Origin of the sequence: Cupriavidus respiraculi (genome assembly GCF_914271545.1) — a bacterium.
GTDB classification, from domain to species: Bacteria; Pseudomonadota; Gammaproteobacteria; order Burkholderiales; family Burkholderiaceae; genus Cupriavidus; species Cupriavidus respiraculi.
The window spans coordinates 547,003-562,624 of sequence record NZ_CAJZAH010000002.1; the positions used below are offsets into that span (position 1 = coordinate 547,003).

The following is a 15,622-nucleotide window of genomic DNA, read 5'->3' on the forward strand; positions in this document are numbered from 1 at the left end:
ATGGTTTGCTTCCCGCTCCCGCCCGCGGGAGAGGGGCGCAGGGGTGAGGGTGAATGGTCGCAAGGATGCGGGCTTTCGATCCGTCGCGGACACGAACGCATTTTCAGCCGTGGGCGAAACCGATCGCACCGGTCATGCGTTGACCCCCACCCCCCGCCCCTCTCCCGCGGGCGGGAGAGGGGAGTACTCAGTGGCAATGCTGACGCCGGATCCTATTCGGCCTTCTCCTCCGGCCAGTCGCGGATATACGCCTTGAGCATGCGGTTCTCGAAGCTCTGCTCCTCCACCACCGCCTTGGCGACGTCGTAGAACGAGATCACCCCCATCAGCGTGCGGTTGTCCAGCACCGGCAGATAACGGGTGTGTCGCTCCAGCATCATCCGGCGCACCTCGTTGACGTCGGTCTCCATCGTGCAGGTGAGCGGCGCGTCGTCCATCACCTTGCGGATGCTGGTATTGCCGACCGAGCCGCCATTGGCCGCCAGCACCCCGATGATCTCGCGGAACGTCAGCATGCCGACCAGTTCGCCGTACTCCATCACCACCAGCGAGCCGATGTCGTGCTCCGCCATCGTGCTGATCGCGAGCAGCAGGGACGAATCCGGCTTGACGGTATAGAGCGTATTGCCCTTGATCTGCAGGATGTCGCTGACTTTCATGGTGGTCTCCCCTCGCTGGCGCGGCGGCGTGGCCGCGCCCTGCTGCTTGCTGTCCGGTGGTGAAGGCGGGGCAACCGGCAAACCGCCAGGCCGCCCCGCTGGGCCGATGCTAGCCGAAAGCGCCCATTCTAGTAAAGCAAGCGCCACGGGTCCGCCCCGATGCCCCGAATGCCGCGCCGGTGCTAGCATGCCGACGAACGCCCCGCTGCACGGCGCCGCCCCCAACCACGGAACAGACGGCCATGTCAGATACCCGCTTCGATACCCTCGCGCTGCACGCCGGCGCCGCGCCCGACCCGACCACGGGAGCACGCGCCACCCCCATCCATCTCACCACGTCCTTCGTCTTCCGCGACAGCGAGCACGCCGCGTCGCTGTTCAACATGGAGCGCGCGGGCCATGTGTATTCGCGCATCTCCAACCCCACCGTCGCGGTGCTGGAGGAGCGCGTGGCCGCGCTGGAGAATGGCGTGGGGGCTATCGCCACCGCCTCCGGACAGGCCGCGCTGCATCTGGCCGTGGCCACGCTGCTGGGCGCGGGCTCGCACATGGTCGCCTCCACCGCGCTGTATGGCGGCTCGCACAACCTGCTGCACTACACGCTGCGCCGCTTCGGCATCGAGACGACCTTCGTCGATCCGCGCGATATCGACGCCTGGCGCGCGGCCATCCGGCCCGAGACGCGGCTGCTGTTCGGCGAGACGCTGGGCAATCCGGGCCTGGACGTGCTGGACATTCCCACGCTCGCGGCCTTGGGCCACGAGCATCGCATTCCGCTGCTGGTCGATTCCACCTTCACCACGCCCTACCTGATGCGCCCGTTCGAACTGGGGGCCGGCCTGCTATACCACTCGGCCACCAAGTTCCTCGGCGGCCATGGCACCACCATCGGCGGCGTGCTGGCCGAGGGCGGCACCTTCGACTTCCAGGCGTCCGGCCGCTTCCCCGAGCTGTCGGAGCCCTATGCCGGCTTTCACGACATGGTCTTCACCGAGGAAAGCACCGTGGCGCCCTTCCTGCTGCGCGCGCGGCGCGAGGGCCTGCGCGATTTCGGCGCGTGCATGAATCCGATGGCCGCGTGGCAGCTGCTCCAGGGCATCGAGACGCTGCCGCTGCGCATGGCGCGCCATGTCGAGAACGCGCGCCGCGTGGTGCAGTTTCTGGTCTCGCATCCGATGGTCGCCTCGGTGGCCTACCCCGAGCTGGAGTCGCATCCGGACTACGCCCTCGCCAAGCGGCTGCTGCCGCGCGGATGCGGCGCGGTGTTCAGCTTCGACCTCAAGGGCGACCGCGTCGCGGGCCAGCGCTTCATCGAAAGCCTCGCGCTGTTCTCCCATCTGGCCAACGTGGGCGACGCGCGCTCGCTGGTGATCCATCCCGCCTCGACCACGCATTTCCGCATGGACGCCGCTGCGCTCAAATCCGCCGGCATCGGCGAAGGCACCATCCGGCTGTCGGTCGGACTCGAGGATCCGGACGACCTGATCGAAGACCTGAAGCGCGGCCTGAAGGCCGCGGAACGCCAGATGAGCGGACAAGCGAAAGGCAAGGGAGGGCAAGCCTGATGGAACTCGTGATCCGCGCCCACGGCGGCGCCAAGGCGTATGCCTATACCGGCGGCAAGCCCTTCAACCCCGCCCTGCCCTGCGTGGTTTTCGTGCACGGCGCGCAAAACGACCACAGCGTCTGGGGGCTGCAAAGCCGCTGGTTCGCCAACCACGGCTACGCGGTGCTGGCGGTGGACCTGCCCGGGCACCAGCGCAGCGAGGGCCCCGCCCTGCAGACCGTGGAAGACATGGCCGACTGGGTCATGGCGCTGGTGAAGGCCGCCGGCGTGCAGGCCCCCGCGCTGGTCGTCGGCCACAGCATGGGCTCGCTGATCGCGCTGGAATGCGCGGCGCGGCATCCCGACGCGGTGCGGGCGATCGCCCTGCTCGCCACCGCCTATCCCATGAAGGTCTCCGATGCGCTGCTCGATGCGTCGCTCAACGACGAGCGCCGCGCCATCGGCATGGTCAACGCCTGGTCGCACTCCAGCCTCGCCAACAAGCCCTCGGCGCCGGGGCCGGGCTCGTGGCTGCACGGCATCAACCAGCGGCTGATGGAGCGAATCGCGCAGCGCGACCCCGACGCGCACGTGTTCCACAACGACTTCCAGGCGTGCAACCGCTATGCCCATGGCGACGAGGCCGCCGCCGCGGTGCGCTGCCCCGCGCTGTTCGTCAACGGCAGCAAGGACCTGATGACCTCGCCCAAGCTCGCCGCCGCCCTCGCCGCGAAGATTCCCACCGCAAGCACGGTCAACGTGCCGTGCGGCCACAACCTGATGGGGGAAAAGCCGGACGAAGTGCTGGACGCGCTGGCGTCCTTTGCCGCCAAGGTGGTGGCCGCGCGCTGATCCGGGCGGGGACAGTCTCGGCGGCCGGGCCGCCTCAGACCTGCCCGTGCCAGCCCGGCGGGACCACTTCCAGCGGGCGCCGCGGCACGTCCGGCGTCGGCGGTGCCGGCTGCGCGGCGGATGCCGCGGCCTGCCGCTCGGCGGCCTGCGCCGGACCGAAGACCGAATCGAGCGATTCGTCCAGGCGCGGGTTGTCCAGCACGCCACGCAGCGCATCGGCGCCGTTGAGCTGGTGCGCGAGCGCCGTGCGCGGCAGCCGCGGCAGGTTCAGCACCAGCCGGTCGTACAGCAGGCGCAGCGGTACCTGCGCCGGATCGCACAGCAGCGCCCAGTGCGCCTGCCCGCGCTCCTGCTGCAGCCGGCCCACCAGATGCATGGCCTTGAGCTTGCCGAGCAGCGCGGCCAGGTAGTCCGCCTCCATCCGCAGCTTGCGCCCCAGGTCCAGCTCCCCCACGCTGCGCGGCGTCTGCTCGCGCGCCTTGTACAGCAGGAACAACACCCCCAGCGCATCGTAGAACTCGCTGCCGGCGAACGTGCGCCGCCGCCAGTAGCCCTGCCGGATCACCGGCAGGTTGGCCGCCACCGTCGCGCCCAGCAGCGTCACCAGCCAGCTCAGGTAGATCCACAGCAGGAAAATGGGCAGCGCCGCGAAGGTGCCGTAGACCGCCGTGTACGAGGGGAAATTGGTGATGAAGGCACCGAAGCCGCGCTTGGACAGCTCGAACGCGAGCGCGGCGATCAGGCCCGCCGCGATGGCGTCGCGCCATTCGACATAGGCGTTGGGCACGGCGGTATAGAGAAAGGCGAAAGCCACCGCGGACAGCAGCACGGGCGTGACATTGATCAGCAGGCTCAGGCCCATCGGCATGTTGCCCACATAGCCGGCGCCCACCGAGATCAGATAGGAACTGATCGACAGGCTCGCGCCGATCATTACCGGGCCGCAGGTCAGCACCGCCCAGAACACCAGCACCCGCTGCGCCATGCGGCGCTTCGTCTTGACCCGCCAGATCGCGTTGAGCGCGTCCTCCACCGTCAGCATGGTCAGCACCGAGGTCACCATCAGGCCGACCAGACCGATCGCCGTCAGTCCCCGGGCATTGCGCGCGAACTGGCCGACGTACCCGGTAATCGATTCGCTCAGGTTGCCAGGGATCAGGTTCTGGAACAGGAAGGCCTCGATCGCGCTGCGAAAGGTCTGGAACATCGGAAACGCGGCCAGCAACGCGAAGGCCACAGTCAGCACGGGCACGACCGCCAGCACGGTGGTGAACGTCAGGCTCGCCGCGACCTGCGGCAGGCGATCCTCGCCGGCGCGGCGGGTCACATAGCGCGCGAGCGCGCGCAGCTTCTGCAGATTCCATTCCCTGCGCAGGCGCGCGATGCGGTCGAGGCGGGCGTTCAGCATGCGGGTTCGAACTCCTGGACAAAACAAGGCCCGTGGCCGGAAGAGGCCGCAACTATAATACGCGCATTGATTTTTGCCCCGTCGGCTCAGTCAAGGCGCGCCGTCCCCAAGCGGCGTTGCCCGAGCCCGGCCCCTCCCGCCCCCGATGACCGATATCCTCGTCCTGTACTACAGCCGCCATGGCAGCACCCGCAAGCTGGCCGAACTGATCGCCACCGGCATCGACAGCGTGCCTGGCGCGCAGGCCCGGCTGCGCACGGTGCCCCCGGTATCCACCGTCAGCGAAGCCACCGCGGCCGACATTCCGGCCGAAGGCCCGCCCTATGCCGAGCTGCGCGACCTGCAGGAATGCGCCGGCCTCGCGCTGGGCAGCCCCACCCGCTTCGGCAACATGGCCGCGCCGATGAAGTACTTTCTCGACGGCACCATCGCCGAGTGGCTGGCCGGCACGCTGACCGGCAAGCCCGCCTGCGTCTTCACGTCGACGGGCAGTCTGCACGGCGGGCAGGAAACCACCCTGATCTCGATGATGCTGCCGCTGCTCCATCACGGCATGCTGCTGATGGGCCTGCCCTATGCCCTGCCCGGGCTGATGACCACCACCGGCGGCGGCACGCCCTACGGCCCCAGCCACCATGCGCGCGTGGACAACAGCCGCCCGGTCAGCGAGGACGAGGCCGTGCTCGCCGTCGCCATGGGCAAGCGCCTGGCCGAGACCGCGCTGCGCCTGGCGGCACCTGGGGAGGGCCGCGCATGAGCGCCGCCGATCTTCGCGACGTTGCCACGGCGACCGACGGCGCCCTGCACAACGCCACGCTGCACCGGCTGGCGGTCGCCAGCCTGATCGGCCTGATCGTGCTGAGCATCGCATGGGAGTGGTTTCTCGCGCCGCTGCGGCCGGGCGGCTCGTGGCTCATCATCAAGTTCGTGCCGCTGCTGCTGCCGCTGCCGGGCGTGCTCCGGCGCGACCGCTACACCCTGCAATGGTCCTCGATGCTGATCCTGCTGTTCTTCACCGAAGGCGTCGTGCGCGCCACCAGCGACCGCGCGCCCTCGTCGTGGCTCGCCTGGGGCGAGGTCGCGCTGAGCCTGCTGTTCTTCTTCAGCGTCATCTTCTATTTGCGCCCCTTCAAGCGGCGCGCCAGGGCCGCCGCCAGCGCCGGCAAGTAAGCCTCCCAACGAGACCGCCATGACCACCGCCACTTCCACTCCCTCCGCCCTCTCGCCCACGCGCCTGCATTCCTTCATCGAGCTGTGCCGCGCCGCGCTCGGCGACAGCCATGTGCTGGTCGACGGCGCCGACAAGGCGCCCTACCTCACCGACTGGCGCCGGCGCTATCGCGGCGAGGCGGTGGCCGTGCTGCTGCCGGGCACCACCGAGGAAGTGGCCGCGGTGGTGCACGCCTGCCACGCGCATCACGTGAGCATCGTTCCGCAGGGCGGCAATACGGGCCTGTGCGGCGGTGCCACGCCGCTGGAGGCCGGCACCTCGGTCGTGATCTCGCTCAAGCGCCTGAACCGCGTGCGCCAGATCGACCCGCTGAACAACACCGTCACCGTCGAGGCCGGCGTCATCCTGCAGCAGCTGCAGGAACTGGCGCGCGAGCATGGCCGGCTGTTCCCGCTGAGCCTGGCGGCGGAAGGCAGCTGCACCATCGGCGGCAACCTCTCCACCAACGCGGGCGGCACCGCGGTGCTGCGCTATGGCAATACGCGCGAGTTGTGCCTGGGCCTCGAAGTCGTGACGCCCCAGGGCGAGATCTGGAACGGCCTGCGCGGCCTGCGCAAGGACAACACCGGCTACGACCTGCGCGACCTCTTCATCGGCGCGGAAGGCTCGCTGGGCATCATCACCGCCGCCGTGATGAAGCTGTTCCCGGCCCCGCGCGCCCGCGTCACGGCGCTGGCCGCCGTCGCCAACCCGCGCGCCGCGCTGGCCCTGCTGGCGATCGCGCAGTCGCACGCCGGCGCCATGCTGACCGGCTTCGAGCTGATGTCCGCCACGTGCCTGTCGCTGGTCACCAAGCACTTCCCGCAGCTGCGCTATCCGTTCTCGCAAAGCCATCCGCAAGTCGTGCTGCTCGAGCTGTCGGACAGCGAGAGCGAAGACCACGCGCGCGGCATCTTCGAGAAGCTGATGGAGGTGGCGTTCGACAACGGCGTCGTGCTCGACGCGGTCGTCGCGGAATCGGTGCAGCAGTCGCGCGACTTCTGGAACCTGCGCGAGCATATTCCGCTGGCCCAGGTCGAGGAAGGCAAGAACATCAAGCACGATATCGCCGTGCCGGTGTCGCGCGTGGCCGACTTCATCGAGGCCACCGATGCGAAACTGCTGTCCGAATTCCCCGGCGCATGCATGGTCACCTTCGGCCATCTGGGGGACGGCAACCTGCACTACAACGTCTCGCCGCCACCGGGCGTGGACCATGACCAGTTCCTGGCCAACCAGGACGCCGTCAACCGCATCGTCCATGACAGCGTCCACGCGCACAGCGGATCGATCTCCGCCGAGCATGGGCTGGGACAACTGAAGGTGGAAGACAACCGCCGCTACAAGAGCGAGGTCGAGATCGGCATGATGCGCGCCATCAAGCTGGCGCTGGATCCGGCGGGACTGATGAATCCGGGGAAGGTGGTGTAGTGGCGCCCCGGGGGCGCCACCGGGCCGTGCAGGTCAGGCGAACTGGCCGCCGTAGTGCGCCAGCACTTCCATCGGCTCGGACGCCCTGACCCTCTCCAGCAGGTCGACGCGGAAGTCCATTTCGGCCGGCTCCGGCTCGACCGGCGACGTGGCGGCGGCCTCGGTCTGCGCGGCCCGCTGCTGCGCCGCCATCTGCGCGGCCATCTGCGCGGCGTAGGCGATCAGCGTCGAATTGACAGTCGATGCGAGATTCATGATGTCCTCCGGTGGTTTGCTACGACAGTGCGGCAACGCAAGCCCGCGAGGACATCGTAAGGGCATGAAGCAGTGCAATGCTGTTTCGAAAATGCGCTGAAGCTTAGGAATCCTGCAATTGGTTGGGCGAAACGCGGTCCCTGATCGACGGCCTCGGGCGTTGCACTCCGAACACGCGGTCAGCTTTCCGCAAGGTATGACCCGCGCTGCAAAACCATCGCATTTCGACGAGCCTAAAACCGGCAAACGATTATCCCGAACCGGAGTCTCGTCATGCCGATTCCACATCCCTTCGCCCGTCCTCATGCAAGACTCGCCCTCCGCGCGGTGTTGCGGCGAATGTACCGGCGAATCACTCATGCATTCGTTCTCGCCGCCGAACGGCTGTGCGCCTCGTGGGTTCATCAGCGCCGGCAGGAGGCGGAAGAATATCTGGCGGCCGCGACGGATCTCGCCGATCTGGAACGGCGGCTGAAGGAAGTGGAGCGGCGGGGATAAGCGAAGCGGCGGACAGCCATTGGTGAAGCCGAAATCGGGCTCACTGGCGCGGCCCAATACGGAAGTGCGGAAAATCCGAAGCACAAAAAACAAAACCCCGGAAGACCGCAATCTTCCGGGGTTCCGCCGCCAATACGATTTGTAGTGGCGGAGACGGAGGGATTCGAACCCTCGATCCAGGTTTTGGCCCGGATGCTCCCTTAGCAGGGGAGTGCCTTCGACCTCTCGGCCACGTCTCCCAAACTTGACGTTGTGCGAGGGAGGCCGCACAACGAAGCGCGTATTCTAGCGGGGGCGAATCGATTGGTCAACGACGAAACGGTGACAAATCGAAGGTACCGCCGGACTCCCGCCAGATGGATTTACCGCTGGATTACGCCTGTTCCAGCTCGAACACCTTATGCAGCGCGCGCACGGCGAGCTCCATGTACTTCTCGTCGATCAGCACCGAGATCTTGATTTCCGACGTGGAGATCATCTGGATGTTGATGCCCTCTTCCGACAGCGTGCGGAACATCTGGCTGGCGATGCCGACGTGCGAACGCATGCCGACGCCGACCACGGAGACCTTCGATACCTTGGGGTCGCCCGTGACACTCTGCGCGTTGATATGGTCCTTCACGGTGTCGTTCAGGATCGCGAGGGAGCGCTGATAATCGGCGCGCGGCACGGTGAAGGTGAAATCGGTCTTGCCGTCGACGGACTGGTTCTGGATGATCATGTCGACGTCGATATTGGCGTCGGCGATCGGGCCCAGGATCTGGTAGGCGATACCGGGCTTGTCGGGCACGCCCAGAACGGTGATCTTGGCTTCGTCACGGGCAAAGGCGATGCCCGAGATGACGGCTGCTTCCATGGTGGAGTCTTCCTCAAAAGTAATCAGCGTGCCCGAGTGCATTTCGTCTTCGAGCGGCATCATGGGGTCGGTCAGCGACGACAGCACGCGGGTCTTCACGCGATATTTGCCGGCGAATTCGACCGAGCGGATCTGCAGCACCTTGGACCCGAGGCTGGCCATTTCCAGCATTTCCTCGAAGGTAATGCGGTCCAGCCGGCGGGCGTCCTCGACCACGCGCGGATCGGTCGTGTACACGCCGTCCACGTCGGTATAGATCAGGCACTCGTCCGCCTCGATGGCGGCAGCGATGGCGACGGCGGAGGTGTCCGAACCGCCCCGGCCCAGCGTGGTGATATTGCCCTTGCTGTCGATGCCCTGGAAACCGGTGATGACGACCACGCGCCCGGCGTCGAGATCGGACAGGATGCGTTCGTCGTCGATCGATTCGATGCGGGCCTTGGTATAGGCCGAGTCCGTCTTCACGGGAACCTGCCAGCCGGTGTAGCTGACGGCGTCGATGTCTTCGGCCTGCAGCGCGATGGCCAGCAGTGCCACGCTGGCCTGCTCGCCGGTCGAGGCCAGCATGTCCAGCTCGCGCGGCGACGGCTGCGCCGAAATGTCCTTCGCGAGTCCGAGCAGGCGATTGGTCTCGCCCGACATGGCCGAAGGCACCACGACTACGCGGTGGCCGGCGCGGTGCCATTTCGCAACGCGCTTGGCGACATTCTTGATGCGTTCCGTGGAACCCATCGAAGTGCCGCCGTATTTGTGAACGATGAGAGCCATCTTATTGTCGACGCCAGGGATTGTGCAAAACCCCTGAAAATACACGAAGGCATGGCCACAGGCAAGGCGCGGCGGCCAATGCGGGGCCGCGCGCAACGCTGTCAGCGGCCTTCGCCGCCGTGTTCGGGCGGCGTGCAGGCACGCCGTTCGTCGCACCATTCGACGCGCCAGCGTGGCGCGTCCGGCGCCTGCGGCCAGCGTCGGTGCATGCCCAGTCCGGCGGCCATCACCAGCTGCCCGCCCGCCCACAGCAACGGCAGCGCGGCGCGGCGCCAGGCGGGAACGCCGGCCTCCTGGTAGGCCTGCTTCAGCGCGCGAGCCGGACCGCCGGGCCGCAGCACGATGCGCTCGCCGCCGCGGCGCGGCGCCAGTTGCAAGGGCTGGCGCAGCACGGACTCCGGCACGCCGGACGCGTCATCGCGGAAAAACCGCAGTTCGCCGTGCCAGGCCGGGACCGCGATACGCGCCTGTCCCTGCCAGTCCAGCGCGACCGTCACCGGCTCCCCGTTCACCGGCGGCCGGCAGGCCAGGATATGGCCGCGGAAGCGCCGCAGCACCAGTTCGCCGTGGCGGATGGCCGGCTCGCCGCCGTCCCCTTCTATCAACTGGCCACGCATCGCCGCAAGCCGTGCGGTGGACGGTGGCTGCGCGCCCAGGTCGCGCAGCCACAGGCGCAGCACCGCGTCGGCCTCGGCCGGCGCCAGCGCGCGCAGGCCGGCCACGTCGAGCTCGGCATGGGTATCGGCGTCGCGCCCGGGGCGCACGAGCGTCGCCAGCCGGCTGCCGGCCTGCGCGTCGAGCAGACGGGCCGCCTCGGACAGGTGCGCGGCGGCCTGCGCCACATTGGCCCGCAGCGCGGGAAAGGCGTCGTCCAGCGCGGGCAACTGCCTGCGCAGCGCATTGCGGGCGAAGCGGGTGTCGTCGTTCGAGGGGTCGTCGATCCAGCGCAGGCCGTGGGCTTCGCAGTAGGCGTCGATCTCCGCGCGACCGATCTCCAGCCATGGCCGCAGCAGCAAGGTGGGGCCGTCCGGCCCCAGCCGGCGCATCGGCGGCATGCCGGCCAAGCCGTGGACGCCGCTGCCGCGGAACAGCCGCAGCAGCACGGTCTCGACCTGGTCGTCCAGGTGGTGCGCGAACAGCAGCAGTTCGGCCGCGGTGTCGCGGCACAGCGAGGCCAACGCGGCATAGCGGGCGCGGCGGGCTGCGGCCTCCACGCCCTCGCCCGGGCGCGGCGCCACGGTGGCGCGCGTGCAGTGGTAGTCGACGCCCCACTCGCGGCACAGGCCGGCGCAGAAGTCGTCCCACGCGTCGGCCTCCGGTTGCAGGCCGTGATGGACATGCAGCGCCACCACGGGCACCGGCATGGCGGAGGCCGCCACCGCGGCGCGCGTGGCGTGCAGCAGCGCGACCGAATCCCGCCCGCCCGACAGCGCCACCGCGATGGCGCCCGGCTTCGGCATGCCGTCCGCCAAAACAACAAAGGCCGCACCGGCCTGCAATGCCTGTGCGACCTTGTCGGTCAAGCGTGCGGTGGAATCAGGGCTGGACGCCGGTTTCCTTGAACTTGCCATAGGCCAGCAGCCGTTCCAGCCGGCGTGCCTGCAGTTCCTTCACATTCATGCCCTGGAACTGGCGCAGCGACTCGGCCAGCGAGCGCTTGAGCATGGCTGCCATCCCCTTGGGATCGCGGTGCGCGCCGCCCAGCGGCTCGTTGACGATCTTGTCGATCAGGCCCAGCGCCTTGAGACGGTGCGCGGTCAGGCCCAGGGCCTCGGCGGCCTCGGGCGCCTTCTCGGCGGTCTTCCACAGGATGGAAGCGCAACCCTCGGGCGAGATCACCGCGTAGGTGGCGAACTGCAGCATCTGCACCACGTCGCCGACCGCGATGGCCAGCGCGCCGCCGGAACCGCCTTCGCCGATGATCGTGGCGATCAGCGGCACCTTCAGGCCCGACATCACGTACAGGTTGTGCCCGATGGCTTCCGACTGGCCGCGCTCCTCGGCGTCGATGCCCGGGAACGCGCCCGGCGTGTCGACGAAGGTGAAGATGGGCAGACCGAACTTGTCGGCCAGTTCCATCAGGCGCTTGGCCTTGCGGTAGCCCTCGGGCTTGGACATGCCGAAGTTGCGCAGCGCGCGCTCCTTGGTGTCCCGGCCCTTCTGATGGCCGATGACCATGCACGCCTGGCCGTTGAAACGGGCCATGCCGCCCACGATCGACAGATCGTCGGCGAAGGCGCGGTCGCCATGCAGTTCGTGGAAATCGGTGAAGATTTCCCGCACATAGTCCAGCGTATAGGGACGCTGCGGATGGCGGGCAATCTGCGCCACCTGCCAGGGGGTCAGGTTGGCGTAAATGTCTTTGGTCAGCTGCTGGCTCTTGCCGGCCAGCCGCGAAATCTCTTCGGAAATATCGACCGCCGAATCATCCTGCACGAAACGCAGTTCTTCGATCTTTGCCTCAAGTTCGGCAATCGGCTGCTCGAAATCCAGGAAGGTGGTTTTCATAAATCACACGTACCTGTCTGTGAAGGGGCGCATTCTACCGGAATTCGGTACGCGGCCGACAAACCGGCGCGCGCCCGCCTGATTCGCTTGTTTTTCGCTGATTCGCTTCACGCTGCCTGCCGATGCGCCGGGCCGGTCCGCACATCCGTTCCCGCATCCGTTCGCGGGTCCGATCCCGCTTCGGCCCCCGAGGCATCTGCGGCGATTCTAACGCCGCCGCCCTCAATAAGTCACTGGCAGCGGATCGAGGCTACGCCACATGTACCAGGTGGCCACGGTGCGCCACGGCTCCCAGTTGGCCGCGACCTCGCGGGCCTCGCTGCGGGTCACCGGCTCGCCGCTGAAATAGTTGGCGGAGATGGCGTTGATCAGGCCGATATCGTCCAGCGGCAGCACGTTCGGGCGCATCAGGTTGAACATCAGGAACATCTCGGCGGTCCAGCGGCCGATGCCGCGGATCTGCGTGAGCTCGGCGATGACCGCCTCGTCGTCCATCTCGGTCCAGCTGTTCACATGCACGCGCCCGGCCTTGAAATGCTCCGCCAGGTCGATGATGTACTCTGCCTTGCGGCGCGACAGGCCGCAGGCGGCCAGTTTCTCGGTACCCGCCTTGAGCAGTTGTGCCGGCGTCAGCCTGGGGCAGGCGGCGGCCAGCCGGTCCCACACCGCCTGGGCGGCCTTGACGGAGATCTGCTGGCCGACGATGGAGCGCGCCAGCGTGATGAAGGGATCGCCGCGCGAAACCAGATGCGCCGGCCCATAGGTCGGGATCATCTTGCGCAGGATGCGGTCGCGCTTCATCAGGTCGGCGCAGGCCTCGTCCCAGTAGGCCGGACGCACGGCGTCCACCACGGTCTCGACCGGCAGCGGCAGCGATTCGGCTTCCGGCAGCGCGGGCTTGGCCGCACGCGTCGCTTTCGCCTTCGCCGCCGGCTTGTCGCTAGGGCCCTTGGCCGTGGGGGCCGACTTCGCCGCCGGCTTGCCGGCTGCCTTGCCGGCAGGAGCCTTCGCCGCGACCTTTACCGCGGCCTTCACCGCGGCCTTTTCCGCAGCCTTCTCCACGGTCTTGTCCGCGGCCTTGGTCGCGACCTTGGCCGCTGCCCTGGTGCCCGTCCTGGTGGCGGCTACCTTGGCGGTGGACTGGCTGGCGACCTTGGCGGCGGGCTTGCGCACGGCAGCGTTCAAGCACGCCTCCATTCGGTCACGCCACCCGGCTTGTCCTCCAGCACGATGCCCGCTTCCAGCAGCTCGGCGCGAATGCGGTCGGCCTCGGCGAAATTGCGGTCAGCCTTCGCTTGCTTGCGCGCGGCGATGCTGGCCTCGATCTGCGCCGGGTCGATGCCATCGGCGCCGCCCGTGGCGGCCTGCAGGAATGCGTGCGGATCACGGCCCAGCAGCCCGAGCGTGCCGGCCAGTCCGTGCAGCTGGCGCGCGGCCTCGGGCGAGCCGCTGCGGTTCACCTCGCCGGCGAGGTCGAACAGCACCGACATCGCGATCGGCGTATTGAAGTCGTCGCTCATCGCCTCCGCGAAGCGGCGCGCATGCGCCTCTTCCCAGTCCAGCGCCGCGCCATCGGGCCGCACGTCCTTGAGCGCCGTGTACAGGCGCGTGAGGGCGTGGCGCGCGTCGTCCAGGTGCGCGTCGCTGTAGTTCAGCGGGCTGCGGTAGTGGGCGCGCAGGATGAAGAAGCGCACCACTTCCGCGTCGTACTCCTTGAGCACCTCGCGGATGGTGAAGAAGTTGTTCAGCGACTTGGACATCTTCTCGTCGTTGATGCGCACGAAGCCGTTGTGCATCCACATATTGACGAAGGGCTTGCCGCTGGCGCCTTCCGACTGCGCGATCTCGTTCTCGTGGTGCGGGAACTGCAGGTCGGCGCCGCCGCCGTGGATGTCGAAGTGCTCGCCCAGGAGCGCGCAGCTCATGGCCGAGCATTCGATATGCCAGCCGGGCCGGCCCTTGCCCCACTTCGATGGCCACTTGCTTTCCTCGGGCTCGCTGTCCTTGGCGGACTTCCACAGCACGAAGTCGAGCGGGTCCTGCTTGGCGTCGTTGGCGGCCACCCGCTCGCCGGCCCGCAGGTCTTCCAGCGACTTGCCGGACAGCTTGCCGTAGCCGTCGAACTTGCGCACCGAATAATTCACGTCGCCATCGCTCGCGTGGTACGCCAGGCCCTTGGCCTCGAGCTTGCCGATGATGTCGAGCATCTGCGGCACGTACTCGGTGGCGCGCGGTTCGTGGTCCGGACGCTGGATGCCGAGCGCGTCGGCGTCCTCGTGCATGTAGCGGATGAAGCGATCGGTCAGCGCGCCGATGGTCTCGCCATTCTCGGCCGCGCGGCGGATGATCTTGTCGTCGATGTCCGTGATGTTCTGCACGTACGTCACGTCATAGCCGGTGGCGCGCAGCCAGCGCTGCACCATGTCGAACACCACCATCACGCGCGCATGGCCGACGTGGCAGTAGTCGTACACCGTCATGCCGCAGACATACATGCGGACCTTGCCGGGTTCGATTGGCACGAAAGGCTGTTTCTCACGCGCGAGCGTGTTGTAGATATTCAGAGGGTGCATGAAACGAGGTGAACGGAAGGAAGACCAGCCGGTGCGCCGCGAGCCGGCACCCCGGGAAGGCGTGGGATGCCATATTGTCGCGTCATCCGCGAGACCGACGACTTGCGCCCGCTCAAAGCGCGGGCGCGGCCCATATCTTACCGGAAGCGCATGCGCGGGTCCGGCCCCTGCGTGCTTTGCTAGAATGCCGCCGAGTATAAAGGACCACACCTACATGAGCCTGCTCCAGTCCAACGCCACGACCCTTGCGGCGTGCGCCGCCAAGCCGTCCGCCACCCCGGGACGGGCCCGGCGCGCCACCGTCGCCGCGACCCTGGCCGCAAGCGTCGCCGCCATGCTGGCGCTGCTGCCCGCAGGCCCCGCCCACGCCCAGACCGGCGCGACGGCTCCGGCCGGCGGCCCGAAGCCGCTCAGCAGGACGGGCTCCGCCGACCCGGGCATGGTGGAGGCGGAAAACGCCGCGGCGCAGAAGCGCTACCAGGAAGCCATCGAGCGCTTCGACCGCGTGATCGCCGCCAACCCGCGCAATGCGCAGGCACGCTTCGAACGCGCGTGGGCCATCGCCCAGTCCGGCCGCGACGACGAAGCCATCCAGGCCTTCCACGAAATTGCGCAGGATTTCCCCGAACTGCCCGAGCCGCACAACAATCTCGCGCTGCTGTACGCGCGCCGCGGCGACCTGAAGCGCGCCGAGGCCGAACTGCTGCTGGCGCTCGACGCGCGGCCGGGCTACGCCATCGCGTACACCAATCTGGGGGATGTCTACCGCGCGCTGTCCGAACAGGCCTACGCCGCCGCGCTCAAGCGCAATCCGGGCGATGCCCGCGCCAAGGCCGGCCTGGCGCAGGTGCGCACGAGTTCGTCCAAACCCGCCGTGAAGCCTGCCGGCAAGGGCGGCCAGAGCGCCGATCCGTCGCAGCAGGAGCGGCGCGAGGGCGACAACGCCTCGTCGGCGTCCGGCACCGAGGGTTCCGGCACCGCCGACGTGCCGCCGCCCCGATCGCTCGAGCCGGTGCGCGGCATGCCCAGCCTCGACTGACGCGGCCCCCGGCGAGCGC

15 protein-coding genes and 1 tRNA gene are annotated in these 15,622 nt (G+C 68.1%); 7 read left to right on the forward strand and 9 right to left on the reverse strand.

Translation table 11 applies throughout. The annotated features are described in order from the left end of the window. Positions 1 to 212 precede the first annotated feature (212 nt). On the reverse strand, positions 213 to 659 hold the full coding sequence (locus LDO27_RS10170) for a CBS domain-containing protein (RefSeq protein ID WP_222201326.1): 447 nt from the start codon (positions 657 to 659) through the stop codon (positions 213 to 215). A gap of 242 nt (positions 660 to 901) precedes the next feature. Here LDO27_RS10170 and LDO27_RS10175 point away from each other — a divergent pair, with 242 nt between their 5' ends. After that, positions 902 to 2,224: an O-acetylhomoserine aminocarboxypropyltransferase gene (locus tag LDO27_RS10175; protein WP_222201327.1), complete on the forward strand. Its 1,323-nt coding sequence runs from the start codon at positions 902 to 904 to the stop codon at positions 2,222 to 2,224. Next, positions 2,224 to 3,057 (forward strand): alpha/beta fold hydrolase, encoded by an 834-nt coding sequence (locus tag LDO27_RS10180; RefSeq protein WP_224041535.1) that lies wholly within the window; start codon positions 2,224 to 2,226, stop codon positions 3,055 to 3,057. The genes LDO27_RS10175 and LDO27_RS10180 overlap by 1 nt, the downstream gene beginning before the upstream one ends. A gap of 34 nt (positions 3,058 to 3,091) precedes the next feature. Here LDO27_RS10180 and LDO27_RS10185 read toward each other — a convergent pair whose 3' ends face one another. Next, positions 3,092 to 4,465 carry a YihY family inner membrane protein gene (locus tag LDO27_RS10185; protein WP_222201329.1) on the reverse strand — a complete coding sequence of 458 codons (1,374 nt, stop codon included), beginning with the start codon at positions 4,463 to 4,465 and terminating at the stop codon, positions 3,092 to 3,094. Between the two features lie 145 nt (positions 4,466 to 4,610). On the opposite strand from LDO27_RS10185, the gene wrbA reads away from it, so the two are divergent. From wrbA to LDO27_RS10200, 3 genes are read left to right on the forward strand one after another with little or no spacing between them, the layout of a single operon-like run. Beyond that, positions 4,611 to 5,222: an NAD(P)H:quinone oxidoreductase gene (gene wrbA / locus LDO27_RS10190; RefSeq protein ID WP_222201330.1), complete on the forward strand. Its 612-nt coding sequence runs from the start codon at positions 4,611 to 4,613 to the stop codon at positions 5,220 to 5,222. Continuing rightward, positions 5,219 to 5,635, forward strand: coding sequence for a DUF2069 domain-containing protein (locus LDO27_RS10195; protein ID WP_224041537.1), 417 nt, complete (start codon positions 5,219 to 5,221; stop codon positions 5,633 to 5,635). The genes wrbA and LDO27_RS10195 overlap by 4 nt, the downstream gene beginning before the upstream one ends. A gap of 19 nt (positions 5,636 to 5,654) precedes the next feature. Then, positions 5,655 to 7,106, forward strand: a complete 1,452-nt coding sequence (locus tag LDO27_RS10200; protein WP_224041538.1) for an FAD-binding oxidoreductase — start codon at positions 5,655 to 5,657, stop codon at positions 7,104 to 7,106. 33 nt (positions 7,107 to 7,139) lie between these two features. Here LDO27_RS10200 and LDO27_RS10205 read toward each other — a convergent pair whose 3' ends face one another. Next, positions 7,140 to 7,361, reverse strand: a complete 222-nt coding sequence (locus LDO27_RS10205; protein ID WP_224041540.1) for a hypothetical protein — start codon at positions 7,359 to 7,361, stop codon at positions 7,140 to 7,142. A gap of 273 nt (positions 7,362 to 7,634) precedes the next feature. On the opposite strand from LDO27_RS10205, the gene LDO27_RS10210 reads away from it, so the two are divergent. Beyond that, a complete protein-coding gene (locus LDO27_RS10210) occupies positions 7,635 to 7,859 on the forward strand; it encodes a DUF3563 family protein (RefSeq protein WP_224041542.1) in 225 nt (74 codons plus the stop codon). Between the two features lie 145 nt (positions 7,860 to 8,004). Here the strand turns inward: LDO27_RS10210 and LDO27_RS10215 are convergent. From LDO27_RS10215 to cysS, 6 genes are all read right to left on the reverse strand, one after another. Further along, positions 8,005 to 8,098, reverse strand: a tRNA-Ser gene (locus LDO27_RS10215). A gap of 134 nt (positions 8,099 to 8,232) precedes the next feature. Continuing rightward, on the reverse strand, positions 8,233 to 9,483 hold the full coding sequence (locus tag LDO27_RS10220) for an aspartate kinase (RefSeq protein ID WP_222201335.1): 1,251 nt from the start codon (positions 9,481 to 9,483) through the stop codon (positions 8,233 to 8,235). 101 nt (positions 9,484 to 9,584) lie between these two features. Beyond that, complete coding sequence (gene tilS, locus LDO27_RS10225) at positions 9,585 to 11,054, reverse strand: tRNA lysidine(34) synthetase TilS (protein WP_377747043.1); 1,470 nt, start codon at positions 11,052 to 11,054, stop codon at positions 9,585 to 9,587. Then, positions 11,020 to 11,991 carry an acetyl-CoA carboxylase carboxyltransferase subunit alpha gene (locus tag LDO27_RS10230; RefSeq protein WP_222201337.1) on the reverse strand — a complete coding sequence of 324 codons (972 nt, stop codon included), beginning with the start codon at positions 11,989 to 11,991 and terminating at the stop codon, positions 11,020 to 11,022. Before LDO27_RS10230 ends, tilS begins: the two co-directional genes overlap by 35 nt. 222 nt (positions 11,992 to 12,213) lie before the next feature. Then, positions 12,214 to 13,176 (reverse strand): DNA-3-methyladenine glycosylase family protein, encoded by a 963-nt coding sequence (locus LDO27_RS10235; RefSeq protein WP_377747046.1) that lies wholly within the window; start codon positions 13,174 to 13,176, stop codon positions 12,214 to 12,216. Continuing rightward, on the reverse strand, positions 13,173 to 14,564 hold the full coding sequence (gene cysS / locus LDO27_RS10240) for a cysteine--tRNA ligase (RefSeq protein WP_224041548.1): 1,392 nt from the start codon (positions 14,562 to 14,564) through the stop codon (positions 13,173 to 13,175). The genes LDO27_RS10235 and cysS overlap by 4 nt, the downstream gene beginning before the upstream one ends. Before the next feature lie 214 nt (positions 14,565 to 14,778). Here cysS and LDO27_RS10245 point away from each other — a divergent pair, with 214 nt between their 5' ends. Then, positions 14,779 to 15,603: a tetratricopeptide repeat protein gene (locus LDO27_RS10245; RefSeq protein ID WP_224041551.1), complete on the forward strand. Its 825-nt coding sequence runs from the start codon at positions 14,779 to 14,781 to the stop codon at positions 15,601 to 15,603. Positions 15,604 to 15,622: the final 19 nt, after the last annotated feature.